At 29.0% G+C, this 19,214-nt stretch carries 23 protein-coding genes and 1 tRNA gene; 12 read left to right on the forward strand and 12 right to left on the reverse strand.

From position 1 onward, the window contains the following. Positions 1–19 precede the first annotated feature (19 nt). From ABIN17_06645 to ABIN17_06660, 4 genes are all read right to left on the reverse strand, one after another. Positions 20–1,102 carry a hypothetical protein gene (locus tag ABIN17_06645; GenBank protein ID MEO0284727.1) on the reverse strand — a complete coding sequence of 361 codons (1,083 nt, stop codon included), beginning with the start codon at positions 1,100–1,102 and terminating at the stop codon, positions 20–22. Beyond that, on the reverse strand, positions 1,087–2,025 hold the full coding sequence (gene miaA / locus ABIN17_06650; GenBank protein ID MEO0284728.1) for a tRNA (adenosine(37)-N6)-dimethylallyltransferase MiaA: 939 nt from the start codon (positions 2,023–2,025) through the stop codon (positions 1,087–1,089). Before miaA ends, ABIN17_06645 begins: the two co-directional genes overlap by 16 nt. After that, on the reverse strand, positions 2,015–3,649 hold the full coding sequence (gene mutL, locus ABIN17_06655) for a DNA mismatch repair endonuclease MutL (protein ID MEO0284729.1): 1,635 nt from the start codon (positions 3,647–3,649) through the stop codon (positions 2,015–2,017). The genes miaA and mutL overlap by 11 nt, the downstream gene beginning before the upstream one ends. A 126-nt stretch (positions 3,650–3,775) precedes the next feature. After that, positions 3,776–4,621, reverse strand: a complete 846-nt coding sequence (locus tag ABIN17_06660) for a hypothetical protein (GenBank protein MEO0284730.1) — start codon at positions 4,619–4,621, stop codon at positions 3,776–3,778. An 82-nt stretch (positions 4,622–4,703) separates the two neighbouring features. Here ABIN17_06660 and ABIN17_06665 point away from each other — a divergent pair, with 82 nt between their 5' ends. From ABIN17_06665 to ABIN17_06690, 6 genes are all read left to right on the forward strand, one after another. After that, positions 4,704–5,576, forward strand: coding sequence for a mycobacterial-type methylenetetrahydrofolate reductase (locus tag ABIN17_06665; GenBank protein MEO0284731.1), 873 nt, complete (start codon positions 4,704–4,706; stop codon positions 5,574–5,576). Beyond that, positions 5,573–6,493: a hypothetical protein gene (locus ABIN17_06670; GenBank protein ID MEO0284732.1), complete on the forward strand. Its 921-nt coding sequence runs from the start codon at positions 5,573–5,575 to the stop codon at positions 6,491–6,493. The genes ABIN17_06665 and ABIN17_06670 overlap by 4 nt, the downstream gene beginning before the upstream one ends. Then, positions 6,494–7,648, forward strand: coding sequence for a hypothetical protein (locus ABIN17_06675; protein ID MEO0284733.1), 1,155 nt, complete (start codon positions 6,494–6,496; stop codon positions 7,646–7,648). It begins immediately after the preceding gene. A gap of 9 nt (positions 7,649–7,657) precedes the next feature. After that, the gene (locus ABIN17_06680; protein MEO0284734.1) at positions 7,658–7,789 is read left to right on the forward strand and encodes a hypothetical protein; all 132 of its coding nucleotides are present in this window, start codon (positions 7,658–7,660) and stop codon (positions 7,787–7,789) included. A gap of 26 nt (positions 7,790–7,815) precedes the next feature. Then, the gene (locus ABIN17_06685) at positions 7,816–8,454 is read left to right on the forward strand and encodes a class I SAM-dependent methyltransferase (protein MEO0284735.1); all 639 of its coding nucleotides are present in this window, start codon (positions 7,816–7,818) and stop codon (positions 8,452–8,454) included. Positions 8,455–8,528: 74 nt separating this feature from the next. Beyond that, complete coding sequence (locus tag ABIN17_06690; GenBank protein ID MEO0284736.1) at positions 8,529–9,101, forward strand: PD-(D/E)XK nuclease family protein; 573 nt, start codon at positions 8,529–8,531, stop codon at positions 9,099–9,101. Between the two features lie 5 nt (positions 9,102–9,106). On the opposite strand, the gene ABIN17_06695 is transcribed toward ABIN17_06690, so the two are convergent. The 7 genes from ABIN17_06695 to ABIN17_06725 are packed head-to-tail and all read right to left on the reverse strand — an operon-like array spanning position 9,107 to position 13,161. Then, positions 9,107–9,478 (reverse strand): DUF5683 domain-containing protein, encoded by a 372-nt coding sequence (locus ABIN17_06695; protein MEO0284737.1) that lies wholly within the window; start codon positions 9,476–9,478, stop codon positions 9,107–9,109. Then, entirely contained in the window at positions 9,475–10,206 is a 732-nt protein-coding gene (locus ABIN17_06700; protein MEO0284738.1) for a tRNA pseudouridine synthase A, read from the reverse strand. Before ABIN17_06700 ends, ABIN17_06695 begins: the two co-directional genes overlap by 4 nt. Then, complete coding sequence (gene tatC / locus ABIN17_06705) at positions 10,203–10,889, reverse strand: twin-arginine translocase subunit TatC (GenBank protein ID MEO0284739.1); 687 nt, start codon at positions 10,887–10,889, stop codon at positions 10,203–10,205. The genes ABIN17_06700 and tatC overlap by 4 nt, the downstream gene beginning before the upstream one ends. After that, on the reverse strand, positions 10,889–11,506 hold the full coding sequence (locus tag ABIN17_06710; GenBank protein MEO0284740.1) for a DUF4159 domain-containing protein: 618 nt from the start codon (positions 11,504–11,506) through the stop codon (positions 10,889–10,891). The genes tatC and ABIN17_06710 overlap by 1 nt, the downstream gene beginning before the upstream one ends. Beyond that, complete coding sequence (locus ABIN17_06715) at positions 11,491–12,018, reverse strand: HAD-IIIA family hydrolase (GenBank protein ID MEO0284741.1); 528 nt, start codon at positions 12,016–12,018, stop codon at positions 11,491–11,493. Before ABIN17_06715 ends, ABIN17_06710 begins: the two co-directional genes overlap by 16 nt. After that, positions 12,015–12,602 carry an RdgB/HAM1 family non-canonical purine NTP pyrophosphatase gene (gene rdgB / locus ABIN17_06720; protein MEO0284742.1) on the reverse strand — a complete coding sequence of 196 codons (588 nt, stop codon included), beginning with the start codon at positions 12,600–12,602 and terminating at the stop codon, positions 12,015–12,017. Before rdgB ends, ABIN17_06715 begins: the two co-directional genes overlap by 4 nt. A 4-nt stretch (positions 12,603–12,606) precedes the next feature. Further along, positions 12,607–13,161 carry an SPOR domain-containing protein gene (locus ABIN17_06725; GenBank protein ID MEO0284743.1) on the reverse strand — a complete coding sequence of 185 codons (555 nt, stop codon included), beginning with the start codon at positions 13,159–13,161 and terminating at the stop codon, positions 12,607–12,609. A gap of 71 nt (positions 13,162–13,232) precedes the next feature. Between ABIN17_06725 and ABIN17_06730 the strand changes: the two genes are divergently transcribed. The 3 genes from ABIN17_06730 to ABIN17_06740 all read left to right on the forward strand — a co-directional run bounded on the left by ABIN17_06730 (position 13,233) and on the right by ABIN17_06740 (position 15,160). Then, entirely contained in the window at positions 13,233–13,676 is a 444-nt protein-coding gene (locus ABIN17_06730) for a hypothetical protein (GenBank protein MEO0284744.1), read from the forward strand. Positions 13,677–13,866: 190 nt separating this feature from the next. Next, a tRNA-Met gene (locus ABIN17_06735) sits at positions 13,867–13,938 on the forward strand. A gap of 13 nt (positions 13,939–13,951) precedes the next feature. Further along, a complete protein-coding gene (locus tag ABIN17_06740; GenBank protein MEO0284745.1) occupies positions 13,952–15,160 on the forward strand; it encodes an aspartate aminotransferase family protein in 1,209 nt (402 codons plus the stop codon). On the opposite strand, the gene ABIN17_06745 is transcribed toward ABIN17_06740, so the two are convergent. Next, the gene (locus ABIN17_06745) at positions 15,140–16,663 is read right to left on the reverse strand and encodes an ATP-dependent DNA ligase (protein MEO0284746.1); all 1,524 of its coding nucleotides are present in this window, start codon (positions 16,661–16,663) and stop codon (positions 15,140–15,142) included. The two genes, ABIN17_06740 and ABIN17_06745, sit on opposite strands and share 21 nt — an antisense overlap. A gap of 112 nt (positions 16,664–16,775) precedes the next feature. On the opposite strand from ABIN17_06745, the gene ABIN17_06750 reads away from it, so the two are divergent. From ABIN17_06750 to ABIN17_06760, 3 genes are read left to right on the forward strand one after another with little or no spacing between them, the layout of a single operon-like run. After that, positions 16,776–17,255 (forward strand): cytochrome P460 family protein, encoded by a 480-nt coding sequence (locus tag ABIN17_06750; GenBank protein ID MEO0284747.1) that lies wholly within the window; start codon positions 16,776–16,778, stop codon positions 17,253–17,255. A gap of 24 nt (positions 17,256–17,279) precedes the next feature. Beyond that, a complete protein-coding gene (locus ABIN17_06755; protein MEO0284748.1) occupies positions 17,280–17,846 on the forward strand; it encodes a helix-turn-helix domain-containing protein in 567 nt (188 codons plus the stop codon). 41 nt (positions 17,847–17,887) lie between these two features. Further along, a complete protein-coding gene (locus ABIN17_06760) occupies positions 17,888–19,084 on the forward strand; it encodes a T9SS type A sorting domain-containing protein (GenBank protein MEO0284749.1) in 1,197 nt (398 codons plus the stop codon). Positions 19,085–19,214: the final 130 nt, after the last annotated feature.

Consider the following 19,214-nt stretch of genomic DNA (forward strand, 5'->3'; position numbering starts at 1 on the left):
ATTTAAAATTATTCAAGATTTAAACCTTTTCAAAATTTTTTGCTAAAACTGCTAAGGAACGAAAGTAAAAAGGATATTTTTTATCATTAATAACTTCTATATATTTTTCAGCCTTTTTAAAATTTTTGAATTCTATCAGAGTAAGAATCTTTAAAAGAAGATATAAACCCTTTTCCTCATAACTTGAATTTTCAAGTTCTTTTTCAGCTAAATCATAAAGTTCTTCTGCTTCATTTTTATCCCCGTAAAATCCCTTTATGTAAGCAAGCCATGAAAGAGCAAGACCTCTTAAAGTTTTCTCCTCAAAAGGTAAGTAATTTAAAATTCTCCATGACCTTCTCTCCACTTTTTTAAATTCCTCCGCATCCACTGAAAGAGGATTTGAAAGTTTTAATCTCACTTCTATGGAAAGTCTCGGTGCTCTTAAATTTAAAAGGGTTTCCTCAAGAATTTTTTCAAGTTCTATTGTCTCATCTTTTTTTCCTTCTTCAAACAAAAGAAGTGCCTTTTCAAATAAAACATAAGCATAAAGAAGTTTTGACCTTTCTGTGTATTCTCTAAATAAAATTTTAAGCATATCATTTGCTCTTGTCCATTCACCCCTTATCCTTGCAATCTTTGCTCTCCATAATGTTGCCCAGCCTTCCTCTTCAATTAAACTTGTCCCCCTGAAACTGATCTCACTTTCTGTAAAATGTCTCTCAGCCCTATCATAATCACCTTCTATAAACAATATTTTACCAAGAGAAAAATTGATCTTCCCCCTTTCCTCATCTGTTAAACCTTTCTGGTTTAATACTTCATTCAATATTTTCTTCGCCTTTTCAAACTGGCCTTTTTCCCTATATAACCTTGCCTTAAGCCTTTTAATAGAATTCAAAATTGAAACACTACCATCTCTCTCTATTATTTTTTCACACTCTTTAAGAATTTTTTCTGCTTTATTATAGTCCTTCAAATCAAGAAGAACACTTATATAATCAGGATAAATCTCAATATATTCACCCCTTGTAAGTTCAATAATTCTCTCAAGAATATCTTTTGTCTCTCTTAAAAGACCCTTTTTGTAAGCCCTTTTTGCCTCTTTTATAAGTCCTTCCATATTTCCTCCTTTAAAATTTTTTTAATTTTCTCTTTAACATCATCCATTTTTTCATCTTCCATTTTATAAAAAAAAGGATTAATATTAAGATAATTTTTAAAAAAATTCAACTGTCTCTTTGTATATTCATAGGTTCTTTTCTTAGCAAGATTCACCGCCTCTTTCAAATCTTCTATTTTGCCCATTATATATAATATAAGTTCCTTATATCCATGCGCATCAAGAGATTTATACTTTAAATCATACCCTCTATTTAATAAATTCTCAACTTCTTTTAAAAAACCCTTTTCCATCATTTCATCAAACCTCTTATTAATCCGCTCCCTCCTTTTTTCCCTTTCCCAGTATATGGCAAAATAATATGGAACTATTTTCTTTTCACCCTTTCTTTTATATAACTCTGACGGTTTTTCTCCTGTAAGTTCATAAATCTCTATTGCCCTTTCAATCCTCACTCTATCATTTGGATGTATTTTTAAAGCCCTTTCAGGATCAATTTTTTTCAACAATTCATAAAGCTTTAATGTTTCTTCCTTTTTTAACTTTTCCCTCAATTCAGAAGGAACAGGTGGTAAAGAAATAAAATCTTCAAAAAGAGCCTTTAAATAAAGTGTAGAACCTCCCACAACAAAAAATCTTTCACCTCTTTTATAAAGCTCAACAATTATTTTTTCTGCATCTCTTGCATAATCCCCTGCACTGTAATATTCATCAGGATACTTTATATCAATCATAAAGTATTCAACTTCCCTTCTCATCTCCTCTGTTGGTTTTGCTGTTCCTATATCCATTAATTTATAAACTTTCTTTGAATCACAAAGAATTATTTTTGTTCCAAGCTCTTTTGCCAATTCAAAAGCCAATTTATTTTTTCCTGAACCAGTATGTCCTATTAATGCAAAAACCCTTATTTTATCTTCCAAATTTTTTATCAAGTTCATCCTTAGTAATTTGGATCATGACAGGTCTTCCATGGGGACAGAAAAAGGGATCATCAAGAGAAAAAAGTTCTATTAGAATATTTGTCATTTCTTCCTTTCTTAAAATATCACCTTTTTTTATGGCACTCTTACAGCTAATCTCTTTATAAACATTTAAGGGGTCAAGCTTTTTTTCCTTTTTTATTGAATTAATTATTTCTATAAAATTTTCCTTTGAAAACTTTTTAATAAAATCGGGCAAACCCTCAATCTGAATCTCCGTGGCTCTTATTTCTCTTATCTCAAAACCAATATTCTCCAAAACAGGTTTTATTTCCTTAAAAGTAGAAAACTCTGTAGGAGAAAGCTTCAAAAGAATTGGAAAGGCTATATAATTTGTTTTAAATTTTCTTGAACTTAATATCCTTTCATAAATAATTTTCTCATGGGCTGTATGCTGATCTATTATTAGTAAACCTTTTTCAAACTTTACAACTATATAAGTGTTTTCAAATTGCCATATATCCTCATAAATTAAAGGCTCCTTCTTATCTTCTCTTTTTTGCATTTCACCAAATTCAAGCTGTTTAACATCTTCCTTAAATTTATCCCCACCTAATTTTATAAGAAGTTCCATTTTTTTATCACTTGTACTTTTTTCCTTAACAGTGCCCCTTACTATATTTACAATCCTAAAAGGAAAACCAAGTTTGGGTGAAAACTTAACCTGTAACTTCTGAGGATGAATATTAAAATCAACTTCTTCAGGGTTTATAAAAAGAAAAAGAAATACATCAGGTGATTTAAACCTATCTGTATAAATATTAGAAAAGGCTCTAATAAAAGAATTGTCAAAAAAAGGTCTTCTGTTAACAAAAAAAAATCTTTGAGGAGATTCCTTTAAAAATTCTGGTCTTGATAAAAATAAAGTAAAGGAAAAATTCTTTTTACTTTCTTCAATCTCAACCAATTCCTTTAAAAATTCCTCACCAAAAATTGAAGAGATTCTTTCTTTAAAACTATTAACAGAAGGTAAATTAAATATTGTTTCCCTTTCATCTTTTAAAAGAAATTCCACTTCGGGATTTGAAAGAGCATACTTCATTACAACTTCTATAATTTTTTTTAATTCCTGACTCCCAGTTTTTAAAAATTTCCTTCTCGCAGGAACAGAATAAAAAAGTTCCCTCACCGTGACAGTTGTACCCTTTGGATGAGCACAGGGTTTTAAATATTTCTTTTCTCCACCATCTATAAAAATCTCATTACCCTCAAAATTTATATTTATAGAACTTTTAATGATAACCCTTGAAACTTTTGAAATGGCAAAAAGTGCCTCCCCTCTAAATCCATAAGTTGTTATTCTTTTTAAATCCTCTGGCTTTTCTATTTTACTTGATGTAAAAGGTAAAAAACAGAGAGAAAGATCCTCTTCATCCATTCCCTCTCCATCATCTTTTACCTCTATCAACCTTTTTCCACCATCCTCAACAAAAATCTCAATTTTTTTAGCACCTGCATCAAGGGAATTCTCAATCAATTCTTTTACAACTGAAGATGGATCATCTATTACTTCACCTGCTCTTATTTTATAAATTAATTCTTTTTCTAATCTCCTTATTTTCATAATTTTTAAGATTTTTATTTTTTTAAATTTTAAAACACTTCATTAACTAAATACTAATAGCTAAAATCCCAAAACAATTTTAACTTTACCTCCTTTTTTATTTTATATGTAAGCACTTTAAGTCTTTTACCTTCTAAAAATTCTTGGATTTATGGTTATACCAAACCCGAATCTTGGAGAAAATCTCGGAGAACCACCTAAAAAGTGCTCAAGCTTTGTTAAAGCAAAATTTACAGAAATAAGAGGACTTACATACCTTCCTCCAACATTAAAATCCCTTCCATCAAAATCAAGTAAAATATGGAAATTTTTACTAATAATATAATATGCACCCCAGAAAACACCAAAAGTAATATCATGCTTTGTCTTACCACCAGTTAAAATATCAAAATTAAAATACTTTGAACGAGAACCATACCCTACAAATCTTCCCCTACCAAGACCAAATGTGCCAACAATTTTATAAGTAAAATGTTTTGAAAAAACAAGGAACAAAGAAAAGTTTTCTAAATTTCTCCTGTAATCTCCTTCCTTCCAATCCTCCCAGTAATAGGAATTATCATCATTATATCCACCTTCAGGTGGATTTGAGCCAGTTGAACTTATATATTTTCTGTATGTAATATCATAAATACCCACTGCAACAGCTGGTGTAACACCTATTTCAGGCATTATCCTGTAAATTAAATCAATAGCATAATCACTTAAGGTATAAACTTTTAAAGTAAAAAAGAAATTTCCTAAGGACATTGTTCCATACATATCAAAATCAAAGGGCTTTGATGGATCATAATTCTTGATTTCATAACCTGACTTAATCTCCCTCCTTAATCCAAAATGCGCATAAAGAGAAAACTCAGAATAAAAGGGTGTAGAAGGCAAAATAGCTGTTGGAATATCAATCTGAGAAAAGGAATTCTGAAACTCTCCGTATATTAAAGCCCAAACCAAAAATAAAGTTAACTTTTTCATTTTACTTTTTTTAAAATAAGGATTTGAACCTTTTTTATTATAAGATAAATTTTTTTATTTGTCAAGTATTATAATAATAAGGATGAAAGAAAAAATAATCTTTGAAGTTATCCCGCCTCCCTTTGATTGGAATGAAGAAAAAATTCTAAATTTTTCTGAAAAAATTAAAAGAATAATGAAGGAAAACAGAATAAAGTTTTTAAATATTCCTGAAGTTATAGATGAAAAAACAAGGGAAAAAGAAAGAAGTGTTCCCTATAAAGAAAAAATTGATAATTTAGAATTTTCAGAATATCTTAAAAACAATTTTAATTTTGAACCAATAATAAATAAAATTTGTGTCAGAATAAGCAAAAAGGAATTTGAAGAATGGGTTAAAAAAGTATACAAAAAAGGAATAAGATACATTGTTTTAGTTGGCGGAGAGTCAAGTAAAATAAAATACCCTGGATATTCGGTTATAGAAGCCGCAAAATTCATTAAAAAAAATTTTCCTGATATAAAACTTGGAGGAATAACCATATTTACAAGAAATAAGGAACCTTACCGAATTCTTGAAAAAATGAAAGCAGGTATAGACTTTTTTGTATCTCAAATTATATTTGAAACAAGCAATATGAAACAGGTTTTAATACACTTATGGAGACTCACTAAACTTGAAAATATAAAATTCCCTGATATATACATTTCCTTTGCCCCAGCACAAAAAATAAGGGATATAGAATTTATGAAATGGCTGGGAGTAGAATTTCCTACTGCAATAAATTTTTACATAACAGAAAAGGAGAGAAAAGTTGAATCAAGGACTTTTGAAGTCATTGAGAGAATGCTTGATGAGATATTTGATTTTGCTAACAAGGAAAGGTTAAACTTGGGTTTTAATGTTGAACATGTTATGTACTCAAATCTTGAACTTTCCGAAAATATAATAAAAAAAATTAAAGAGAGAATATGAAAATAATATTACATGGAAATTACCCAAGAAGTGAAAAACTTGTTGAAGCTACAAGAGACTTTGAAAGAGGAAGAATTAAGGAAGAAGAATTAAAAAAATATTTTAAAGAAGATATTTTAAATATAATTAAACTCCAAAAAAACTGGGATTATATCTTTAACGGTCATTTTTATTTTCAGGATTTATTAAGACCATTTTCTGAACTTGTTTATGAGGTTGAAATTGACGGGCTCAAAAGATTTTATGAAACAAATTTCTTCATGAGAAAGCTCATCTTTAAAAAATTTGAAATAAAAGAAAATAAAAAATTTTTTGAACACTACCTTTTATGTGATGGTCTTTTTAATAAAAAAGAAAATCTTACATTTACCTTTCCCTTTTTATTTTTTTTCCAAGAATTTTCTGAAAATATCAAATTAAAAGAAATAGGAGAATTACTATTAAAGGTAGTTAAAGAATTAAATGAATGGGGAAACAAACTTTTAATTTTTTATGAACCCACTTTTGGCTTTAAAAATATAAATGAAGAAGAAAAAGAAATTTCTTTATGGTTTTTAAAAGAATTAAAAAAATTTAAAAATTTAAAATTTGCTTTACATAGTTTTTTCTTTGATGTAAGTAATGATTTGGATTTTATTTTCTCCTTGGATTTTGACGGATACGGATTTGATTTTTATAATAACTCAAGAGATTTTATTTTGAAAAACTTTCCGGAAAATAAATTACTTCTTGCAGGAATAATAAATACAGATTCTACACTAATAGAAAAAAAAGAATTTATTGAAGAATTTATTGAAAAATCAATCAATTATGTAAAAGAAGAAAATATTTATGTAACCACAAACTGGTCTCCTGAATTTCTTCCAAGAGAGATTATGGATAAAAAAATAAAAAATTTAATTAAAGGAGAAAATTAAATGAAAATTTTAACTCATGAGATTGGTTCCCTTGCTAAACCCTCTTTCAGAGTTAAAGCTTTCAGAAAAATAAAACTTACAGATTCTGATATAGAAGAAGCAGAAAAATGGGGACATTTTCTTGAAATTGATGAAAGGAAAGAGTTAATTGATATCCTTTCAAAGAGAGAAAACTTTACAGAAGAGGAAAAAGAAAAAATACTCCACTTTTCTTCCCTTTATGCTATAAGACTTCTTGAAAAGGCAGGACTTGACCTTGTTTATGATGGAGAGCAGCATAGAGTGGAAATGTATGAGTATCCCGTAAAACACATAAGAGGATTTGAATTTAAAGGTCATGTTAGAAGTTTTGATAACAAATATTACAGGAAAGCTTCCTGTGTCTCAATCCCTACTTTAGTATCTCCCTATCATGATGAAGAATTTGAAAGAATAAAAAAATTAGCAAAAAAACCTGTTAAAATTCCTGTAACAGGAGCATATACAATAGTGGACTGGTCTTATGATGAGTACTTTTTAAGAAATATAAAACCAGGTGAGGGTGATATAAGAGAAAAAAGAAAAAAAGCAAGAAAGGAATTTTTACTTTCAATTGCCAAAAATTGTATTTATCCTGTTTTAAAATCCCTTTACGAAAAAGGAGCAAAATACTTACAGATAGATGAACCAGCAGCAACTACAAAAAGGGATGAGATAGATTTATTTGTATTAACAATGAAGGAAAGTATAGGTGATTTAAAAGGAAAGGTATTTTTTGGAACTCATATATGTTTCTCAGATTACTCTCTTTTATTTCCAAAAATTTTGGAACTTGAAGGAATACTTAATGAGGTTCATTTTGAATATGCAAACAGAGATACAAGGGAAATAGGTATTAATCCTGAAAAAAGAAGGGGTTATGAAATACTTAAAGAATTTAAAAATACAAAATTTATTGTTGGACTCGGAACAATTGATGTTCATACTGATTTTATTGAACCACCTGAACTCATAAGGGATAGAATTTTATATGCCCTTGATATTATAAAGGACCCTGATAGAATATATGTTGCACCAGATTGTGGTTTAAGAACAAGAACATGGGATATAGCCTTTAAAAAACTCAGGAATATGGTGGAAGGAAAATACCTTGCTGAGAAAGAAGCAAGAATTTAACTTAAAAAGATGGATATTTTAAAAATTTATAATATTTTAAAAAAAATAGAAGAAATAAATCCGAGGTTTGTCATTGAAAATATTTTTGAAGAAAAATTTGAAAAATTAATTACATTAAAAGAAATAGATAAAAAAAAATAGAAAAAGCTTTAAAAATCATTGAATTAATTAAAAAAGGCGAAAGACCTGAGTATATTTTCAAAAAATGTTTATTTTTAAATGAAGAATTTTATATAGAAAAAAAGGTTTTGATTCCAAGAGAAGAAACATCCCTTTTAGTCAATTATTTAAAGGAGCTTAAAGAAAAAAAATTAAAACCTGAAATCATTATTGATTTTGGAACAGGAACAGGAATTTTGGCAATATGGGCAAAAAGAATATTCCCTTTTTCCTATGTTTTAGCTGTTGATTTTTTAAAAAAAGCATGTAGATGTGCCAAAATAAATAGTAGAAAAAAAAGTGCAAAGATAAAAGTAATAAGGACAAAAAGTTTTAAAATTTTCAAGAAAGAAAAAATTGATTTAATTATTACAAACCCACCTTATCTTTCAGAAGAGGAATATAAAAAATATGGACCATTTAAAGGTGAATCAAAAATTTCCCTTTTTGGCGGGAAAAAAGGTTATGAAACTTTTTTGAAATGGTTAAAGGAAGGCTTTGAAGTTTTAAAAAATGGAGGTATTTTTATAAGTGAGATTTCAGAATTCTGGAATAAGGAAATTCTTTTAAGTTTTAAAAAATATTTAGTAGAGGAAATAAAAGATTTTTTTAATAAAAATAGGATTTGGATTTTTAAGAAGTTTTAAATTATTATTTTTAAATGCACCTTATATCACCATCAAGGATATACCTTTATGTTAGTTGTCCAAGGTGCTTTTATTTGGAGGTAAAAAAAGGAATAAAAAGACCAGTTGAATTTTTCCCGAGGATTCCTTCCCTTCTTGATAAAATTTTTAAAGAAATTGCTGAAGAATTTAAGGAAAAAGATCTCCCTTATTACTTTAAGAGATTTGGATTAAAGGGAAAACTCAAAAAAATAAAACTTGAAGATAAAAAAATAGAAAATACGGATTTAATCTTAAGGGGAATACCTGATGAGATCATTGAAAATGAAGAAAAAAAAATTTTACCTCTTGATTACAAAACTTCTTCAAAATTTCCTGATAAACTTCCAATTCCTGTCCAAATTCAACTTGATAGTTATTCTTTGCTTATTAGATTAAACAATTTTGAAACTAATGAAAAGGCTTTCGTTTTTTATTTTGTCCCTTATTATTCAAGGAATGAAAAGAGAATTAGATGGGATACAAAACTTTATGAATATTCAGTAAATTTAAAAAGGCTAAAGAAATTTATAATTGAAATAGATAAAACCTTAAGAGAGGACAAATTACCCGAACCTTCCAAAAGTTGCCACTTCTGTAAATATGTTGAAGATGTTAAGAATCTATAAAAAATTTAAAATTTTTTCTCTATTAAAAAAATAAACTTTTCTTCCTTTATGTTAATTCCCATCAAACTTGTATCCCTTTCAAATTTATAAAGGTGTGCAGAAACATACGCATCTAATATGTTAAAAGCCCATAAGGAAAAGGAAAGAATGAAATTATAAGAAAACCTGTATAGGGCACTTTGACTTTTCTCAATGTAGGGATAATCCCTTAATAATTCTCTCAAAAGGAAAACTTCTCCACAAAAGAAAAAAGCACCTTTAATATAATTTCCTGTATAAACCTGACCGAAACCAGGTAAAAGAGCGCTCATCCATGCTGCTTTTACTGGATTTTTATTCTCTGTTAAAATTAAAAATAAAAATAAAAATTTTATCAATAAAAAACCTCCATTAAAAATAACCCTTGTGGGGGTGCTATAATTAAAGTGTCAGGAACATTTTCAAGGACTCTCTTAAAACCATCAAGATCATTCCTTGAAGCAAAATATACCATCTGGCCAACAAGACTTCTAACAAGTTTATTTAAAAATCTCTTTGCATAAAAATATAAAAAAATTTTTTTACCCTTTCTTTCTGCATAACACTTTTCAATTTTCAAAAAACCGTTTCCCTCAGGTAAGGGAGAAAAGGGAGAAAAATCTCTTTCAATCTCTGTTAGTTTAGTCATTTTATAGAATAAATTATAATTCAATTTAAAATTAATTTCCCAGGCATATAGTCTTTCAAGAGGGGACCTTTCAAGGAGAATTGTGTATCTATAGAGTTTTGCTTTTGCGGATCTTCTTGCATGAAATTTATTACTAACAATTTCAATTTCTTTTACATAAATATCTCTTGGTAAAATTGCATTCATAGCTTTTCTTAATTTTTCCCTATCACCTTCAAATCTTTCATAAAATATTTTTTTAGGTGCATCAAAGTGAGCTACCTGACCCAAAGCATGAACTCCCCTATCTGTCCTTGAAGCTCCCTGAATTAAACCTTTTGCACAGATAAGTTTTTTTGTAACTTCATCAAGAACACCCTGAACTGTTCTAAAACCTTTTTGAACTTGCCAACCGTAAAAATTTGTTCCATCATATTCCAATTTAATTTTAAACCTCATTTTTTTAATTTTTTTGCAAAAAATATAGAAAGTTCAAAAAGTAAAACAATAGGTATTGCTAAAATACTCATTGTTATAAAATCAGTTGAAGGTGTAAAAAGAGCTGCAAGAATAAAAATTAAAACAATAACTTCCCTTCTTTTCGATTTTAATAATTTATAATCGAGAATATTAAGTTTAACAAGAATTAAAATTAAGATTGGTAATTCAAAAAGGAGACCTGTGAAAATTGTAACATATAAAAGGAAATTCACAATATCTGAAATATGCATAAGTGGTAACATTACATTTCCTGCAAAGGAAAGAAGAACTTTGATACCAAGAGGATAAATAACAAATATTGAAAAGAAGAAACCCACATAGAAAAGGAAGGGAGATAAAATTATAAAGGGTTTAATGTTTTTAATTTCATTTTCATAAAGACCTGGTTTAATAAATGCCCATAATTCATAAATCAAAAAGGGTATGGTAAAGAATATTCCCGATAAAAGAGAAACCTTCAATCTTACAATAAAAGCTTCCTGTGGAGAAAAAAAGTAAATTTCTCCGATTGGTTTTTTTATAAAATCTATAATTTTCAAAGAGAAAACAAAGGATATTAAAGTAAAGATAAATAGATAAATTATAACTCTTATGATTCTTATTCTTAATTCTTCTAGATGCTCAAGGAAAGATTCCTCCATCAGTAAGTTATTGCGTAAAGAAAAATGTTAATACCCATTTTAATTGCCTCTTCCCTTATTTCAGGTGGATCTCCATAAACATCTGTCCATCCGTCGGATATGTTTGAGTTATAAGTATAAAAGAGACATAATCTATCACCTATAAAAATTCCGTAACCCTTTGGTGGGCCTTCATAATGCTCGTGAATTTTTGGAAGACCTTTTTCAAATTTATAAAAAATATTATAAATAGCATGGTCAAAGGGAACCTCTTTAAGTTCTTTTTCAGGGAAAATTTTTTTAATTTCTCCTCTTATATATTTATCCATTCCATAATCATCATCAATATAAAGAAATCCACCTGATTCAAGGTATTCCCTTAAATTTTTAGCATCCATTTCTGAAAGTTCTACTTTTCCATGACCTGTCATAAAAAGGAGAGGATAATTCCTTATTCTTCTATCACCAACATCAAGAACTACCTCTTGCTCTATCATATTTATTCCAGTTCTTTTTTCAATTTCCTTTGAAAGATTAGGAATAATTTCAGGGTCATTATACCAGTCTCCTCCTCCTTCATATTTAAGCCTGACGATCTGGAGTTCAAGTATTGAAAATAAAATTAGAAAAAGGAACATATATATTCTAATGCATCCTTAAAATTTTTTGCTATAAAGCTCGGTTTCAAAGTCAATGGGTACCTTGTTTTTATATAAATTGTTATCATTCCCAGTTTATATCCAAATTCAATATCACTATCCTTATCTCCTATCATAAATTTTTTTTCATAATCAAAGGGAAATTCCTTTTTCCATAATCTATAAAAATATAAACCCGGTTTCCTGCAAGAACACATTTCTATAGGTAAATGGGGACAAAAGTAATATTTTAAAATTTTAACCCTTTTTAAATATAAAAACTGATCAAGTCTTTCATTATTTCTTTTAACATCTATTTCCTTATAGTAACCTTTATTTATTCCAGACTGATTTGAAAAAACAAAAAAGTGAAAATTTAATTTTTTTAATTTATGAAGACCTTCTATAACATAATCATTTAATTTTAACTTAAAGGGATCACCAAGAGTTCCATAGTCCCTATCTTCTATTAGAACCCCGTCTCTATCAAGAAAAAGCAAGTTTCTTTTCACAAAATTTTTAAAAGAAATTCTTTTAACTCTTTAAGAGCTTTTCCCCTGTGAGAAATTTCATTCTTTTTTTCTAAACTTAATTCAGCAAAAGTTCTACCAAGGGGTGGATAAAGAAATAAAGGGTCATAACCAAAACCCGAAGCACCCCTTTCTTCATAGGTAATAAAACCTTCCACTTCTCCTCTGAATTTGAAAAAATTACTTTTATCAAGAAAAAAATAAATTACACATATAAATTTAGCTTTTCTTTTTTCAAATGGAACACCTTCAAGCATTTTTAAAATTAATTTTCTATTTTCTTCATCTTTACCTGAATCTGAAAATCTTTTTGAATAAATTCCAGGAAGGTTATCAAGATAATAAACAACAAGACCAGAATCTTCACCAATTGTTGGCATTCCTGAGATTAAATTTCCGTATTTTGCTTTAATAAAGGCGTTTTCATCAAAACTTCTCCCCTTTTCCTTAAATCCCTTTTCTATCCCAAAATCCCTTAAAGTTAGTATTTCTATATTTAATTCTTTTAAAAATTCTAAATATTCTCTTCTTTTACCCTGATTTGAAGTAGAAAGGAGTATTTTCAAAAAATTATCTCTTGGGTGTCACCTCTGTTTCTGCAATCCAGGCATCATAATAACCGAGGCTTCTTAACCTCATTTTCATTCTTTCAGCCTCTTCTCTTGAAATAAAATCACCCACTCTTACTTTATAATAAGGTGGAATATATTCAACATAAACCTTATATTCTCCTTTAAGTCTTGCCTCTGCTTCTTTTGCGAATTTTTCAGCTTTTTCTTTATTTCCTGGTTTTGAAGCATCAACAGCAAGAATCTGAACCCTGTAACCAAAAACTTTTGAAGGTGAAGGCTGAGGTGGAGGAGTTTCCTTTTTGGATGTGGGTGCAATAACAACTTCACCTTCTTCAACAGTTTCAGGTGCAGGGGATGGAGCAGGTGTTTCCTCTTCTGTGATAACCACTGTTTCTTCTCCTTTCTTTTCTTCTGGAGCAGGTTTCTTTTCTTCTTCTTCTCCAATAATTACAATCTCACTTTCTGTCTCTGCAGGTGTTGCTGGCTGAGCAGCTTGAGGTGCACAGAAATAATATAGACTAATAAAGAGCAAGAAATAAATTAACTTCTTCATATTTTTATATAATTCCTCCTTTGCTTTAAGGATTTGAACCATCTTATTATTATAAATTTAAAATAATAAAAATGCAAAAATATTTAATTTATACAAAGGGGAAAAGTTTTACTGTTTATTTTCTAACTTCAGGAGGAGACTTTGAGGATTATGTAATTGGAGGAATTTCCTATCCTTACAGATTCAATGCTAAGGATTTATTATTAAGTTACAGTTTTGAGGGTTCACCCTTTGATTACAAAGTAACTCTTGGTTTTCATGAATATAGAGACGAAATAATAAGTGTAAATGGATATCCTGAAGATAAGGTAATATGGAACAGAGTAAGAGGTTTTCATTTAAATATTTCAATGGCTCAAACTTCAAAGGCATGGAGATCAGTATGTTATGGTATAGGTGGAACTTTTGGGTGGTTCAGGGATGAAGATTTAAAAAATGAAAAGGGGGTGCTTATTCCTGATAAAAAGGAGGGTCATGAATATCACTTAAATTTTCAAAGAATGATTTTCATATAGGATTTCTAATTCCTACTTACAATCTTGAATTTGACCCCTATTTTGTTTATCAAATTAATTTTGAACACATTGTTTTATCCCTTTATTTAAGAGCCAATATGTTAAGAAAAGGGGGAGGTATAGGTTTAAGTTTGGGTGTGAAATAAAAGTTTGAAGGGAAAGGTTTATATTCTTTATAATAAAAATTTAAGGCGGCGTAGCTCAGAGGCAGAGCAGGGGTTTCATAAGCCCTGTGTCGGCGGTTCGAATCCGCCCGCCGCCACTTTCTCTTAAAATTGTTCAAATTCGAATCAGCTACTTCCTTATCCCTTAAAACTGGCGGAATAAATTTAATTCTCAAAAAAGCAAAAGGTGACCTTGTATGGGATAAAAATAATAAAAAATATTATGACTTTACATCCTTTTTTGGCGTTTCTCTTTTTGGACACTTCAATCCCTTTATAATTAAAAAAGTTAAAGAATACTTTAAAATTAAACCTCACTCAATGGCGGATCTCTTTCCTTATGAAAAAAGAGAAAAATTATCAGAAGAAATTGTTAAATTTTTTAAAAACAAAGATTTGCTCTGCACCTTTGGAATATCAGGAACTGATGCAATTGAAATAGCAATTAAAACTGCCTTTTTATATACAAAAAGAGAAAAAATAATTTCCTTCAAAAATTCATACCACGGGCTTTCAATGTTCAACCTCTCTATTACAAATATTTATCATTTTAAAAAACCCTTTGAAAAATTTTTAAAAAATTACTCAATAGAAATTAAATATCCTGAAAGAGAAGAGGAAATTGAAGATCTTGAAAGGAATTTAAAAAGTCTAAACTCAAAAGAAATTGCTGGAATTATTTTAGAACCCATACAGGGAAGAGGTGGAATAAAAGTTCCCCCCAAAAATTTTATTAAAATTCTCTATGAATATGCTAAACTTAATGATATTATATTAATAATTGATGAGGTTTTTTCAGGTTTTGCAAGAACAGGTAAAGATTTCTGCTTTCAATATGAAATAGATTTCCCTGATATTTTGTGCCTCGGGAAAGCACTCGGAGGCGGATTCCCAATTTCTGCCTGTGTGGGAAAAAAAGAAATTATGAAAGTTTGGGAAATAAAAGGAGATCCCCTTTATGCAACAACCTTTTTAACCCATCCTTTATCAATAATATCATCCCTTGCCTTTTTAGAACTTTATAAAAAAGAAAATCCTTTAAAAATAGTAAAGGGAAAGGAGAAAATTTTTAAAGAACTACTTAAAAAATTAGAAAATAAAAGGGAAATTAAGGAAATAAGGGGAAAAGGAATTTTATGGGGGATAGAATTTAAGGACGAAAAACTATCTTTAAATTTATGGAAAAAATTAATAAAAAAAGGATTTTTAACACTTCTTGAAGGTGAAAAACACAATGTTTTAACTTTTGTCCCTTCTTTATATTTTTCAGAAAAAAAACTAAAAAAAATTATAGATTTTTTAGATATTTCTCTCCATTAAAAAAATTCTTCTTATCTCTTTTATATCTGCAATATCATGGGCACTTTTATCAAATCTGAACCTTTTAACCCTTGCAAACCTTAAGGAAAATCCTGAATTATAAACCTTACTTTCAATTACCTCATCAAAGGCAACTTCAACTACATAAAAGGGTTTAACCTTAATCATCCATCCAAAATTTTTTTCTGTTAAAGGAGGAAGATTTTTAGTAAGGAAAATCAAATCTTCTTCTTTTAGACCTTTAAAAGTTTTACCGAGATCAAGAAAATTTTTCCTTTCTTCATCAAGACAGGAAAGATGAAGATTTGATAAAAATCCCCTTCTTTTACCATGACCCCATTCAGCACCTGTTATAACAAGGTCAAGAGTATAAAATTTTTTCCATTTAAACCAGTATTTTCCTCTTTTTCCGTATGTATAAGGGCTCACAGGATCCTTGATAATTAAACCCTCATTCCCTTTTTCAATTGACTTTAAGAAAAAATTTTCTGCTTCATCCTTTTTATCAGTTATGATATAGGGCATTTTGATTTTTTCAGGAATTATCTCCTCAAGAATTTTCTTTCTTTCCTTAAGGGGGTAATCAAGTAAAAACTCTCCATCCACATAAAGAATATCAAAGACAAAGGGAGAAATATTTTCACTTTCAACATATTTTTTACCGAACTCCTTCATAAAATCCTGAAAGGGAATAGAGATTCCCTTTTCATTTAAAATAACTCCTTCAGCATCCAGAATAAAATCTCTTTTAAATACCTTAAAAAATTCTGTTAGATTTTTTAATTTAAATGTTATATCTTTTAAATTTCTTGAAAATATCTTTATTTTATCCCTTTCCTTATGAATCTGGAGTCTTGCTCCATCAAGTTTGAATTCAAGTAAAAAATTTTTTCCCTTTTTAAAAAGTCTTAAAGGATCTTCTTCAATTTCTGCGAGCATAGGTGAAAGGGGCTCAAAAATTTTGGGGTTAAATTCTTTAAAAATTAAATTACCCTTTTCAAAAATTTCATAAACAAGTTCTAAGATATTTCCTCTTTTAAGTAATTTTTCTCCTTCTTTAATATCAATTCTCTTTGCCTTTAAAAGGGCTTTAAAAATAATTTTTTCCTTTGCACCCTGCCTTACTTCTCCAATTAAATAATCAACAAAAAATGCTCTTTCTTTTTCATTTAAGTTTTTGAAAAAATCCTTTAAAAGATAAAACCTTTGACTTAAAGAACCTTCCCCTTTAATAAAGCTCAATTTTTTGATAAATTCCTCTATTTCCTTTAGTTCTATTTCCCTTACAGAAAAATCCTTTATTGAAGCTAAAACTTCCCTTAAGAGGGAGTAACCTACATTCAATTTCCCATAAAGGGGGATTCCTGAGAGAAGTGAAAAAGAAATTTTAATTTCCTCTAAACTTAATTTTTCAAAAAAATCAGATAAAATAAATATTTTATCCTTTAAAGAACTTTTTTCCTTAACTTTTTCATAAATATGAATAATTTCTGAAAAATACATAAAAAATTTTTATCCTAAAAACTTGAAATTTTCAAATTAATATTGTATAATTTAGTTGGTATTACCAACTATTTTAGGGTTCAATCCCCTAATATTAAAAGAGGAGGTTATAATGAAGGATTTAATTTTAAAGGCTATGATGAGCACATCCTTTTTTGTGCTCATCTCCTCAACAAAAACTTACTATCCTGAAAATTACAGAAACTGGTTCCATGTTAAAACTCTAATTCTTGAAGAAGGTCATCCACTATTTGAAGCCTTTGGAGGTATTCACCATGTATATGCAAATGAAAAGGCTTACAAAGCTCTCTTAAATAATGAAAAAGTTTTCCCTGAGGGTTCTGTATTTGTTTTTGACCTTCTTGAAGTGGTTAAAGAAAATAATTCAGTGGCAGAGGGAAAAAGGAAGGTTCTTGCCTATATGAAAAAGCATGGTAAAAAATTATTTGCAGAAACCGGCAACTGGGAATTTGCTGCCTTTGCAGAAGGAGACCCTTCAAAACAGATTGTTAAGGATGCTAAAAGGGAATGTTTCAGTTGTCACGCCTCTCAGAAGGAAAAAGATTATATTTTCAGTGGTTGGAGAAAATAAAAAATCTTTTCCTATAATTTCTCTTTGGAAAATTTAGATTTTAAAATCCTTTCCGGTCTTGAAAGAGTATCTGAAATTATGAAAGTTTTTTTAAGGAGGGAAAGTTCTAAATTTAAATTAAGTCCGACTCAGGTTCAAATCCTGCTTTCCCTCCTTTCTGAAGGGAATTTAAAAATAAAAAACTTGGAGAAAATTACTTCCCTTGATAAAACCACCCTTTCTAAGTCAATAAAAAATTTACAGAAAAAAAACTTTATTGAAAAAACTCAATCAGAATTAGACAGAAGAGAAAAAATCCTTAAGATTAAAGAAAATAAAAAAGAGAGCATAAAGAATTTCTCATTAAGTATAAATCTATTCAAAAAAGTATTAAAAAATTTTTCTGAAAAAGAAAAAGAAATTATTTTAAAGTTTATTTTTGATTTTATAGATTACTCCATTGATATGGGTCTTATAGGTTTACAGAAAATGTGTTCAAAATGTATCTATTTTAAAATTAAAAATAATAGATTTTACTGCAAATTTCTTAATAGGGAACTTAAAATAAGAGATTTAAAGATAAACTGTTCTGATTTTGTAAGTATTACATAAAAAATTCGGGTTCAATTCCTTTTTAAAAAAAGAGGTAAAAAATGAAATTTTTAAGATTTTTAATATCAATAGGTTTAACATCTTATCTTTATTCCCAGACTTTACAGGATGCTCTTGATAATTATGATCTCAATTTCATAACAGGAGGTAATGCAAACTGGTTCTATCAAACAAACTATTATTATTACGATAATGATGCTGCACAGAGTGGTACCATTACCCATAATCAGTTAACCTTTCTAAAAACAACCATCCAATCACCCTGTAGCTTAAAATTCTACTGGAGAGTTTCCTCAGAAGCAAACTATGATTTTTTAAGTTTTGTTAGAAAATATGCAGCCTCCCAACTATATGATAGAATTTCAGGAACAACTGGGAACTGGATACAGAAAAAAATAGTGATATTAAGCCCTGGAACAGACACAATGGTATGGACATATTCCAAAGATGGTTCGGGTTCTTCAGGACAGGATGCTGGATGGGTTGATTATGTGAGATATTTTCCAATAAACAACAACTTAGTAACACTTCAGGAAGCACTCGATAACACAAACTTAACCTTTTACAGTGATGGTAGTGCTCCCTGGATAGGCGAGACATGTTTCAGCTATGACGGTCAGGATGCTGCGATAAGTGGAAGAATACCCCACAACGGTTTCTCCCGTTTATATACAAATGTAGTAGGACCCTGTAGCTTAAAATTCTACTGGAGAGTTTCCTCAGAAGCAAACTATGACAGACTTTACTTTTTAAAGGATGATACTTTAAAAGATTTTATTTCAGGAACAACAGGAGGCTGGGTATTAAAAAGATTCATAATCAATGCCTCAGGGAATCACAGTATTAAATGGGTTTACTCAAAAGATGGTACAAACTCAAATGGTTCGGACTGCGCCTGGGTTGATAAATTTGAATATTTCCCCATAGGAACTGAGATATCAGAAAAAATTGATACTGAAAAATCTTACTTTGCAATTTACAATAATTTGGAAGGAGATTTAAAAATTAGGTTCTATGTTTCAGAAGAAGATACTAAGGATAAAATTGAATTGAGTCTATATAACATAACTGGAAGAAAAATGATTGATCTTTTATCGAAAAAGGAAATTAAACCAGGGGAATATATACTTAATTTCAATCTCTCAAAAGATAAAAATCTTTTAAAGAGAGGTTTTTACTTTTTGAAATTTACAACCTCTACAAAGAAATATACTAAGAAAATCTTAATTATAGAATAAATTTTTAAGATGTAGAATACCATAACAATATTGAATTTTTCTGGCTCAATAAGATCTTCAAAAGTGAATTTCTGCGAACCCTAAAGGGTGCGGCTACCATAAAATTATAGAACCTTTGTTTTTTGGAAAA

The sequence above is a fragment of the candidate division WOR-3 bacterium genome (assembly GCA_039803925.1).
In the GTDB taxonomy this organism is placed as follows: domain Bacteria; phylum Hydrothermota; class Hydrothermia; order Hydrothermales; family JAJRUZ01; genus JBCNVI01.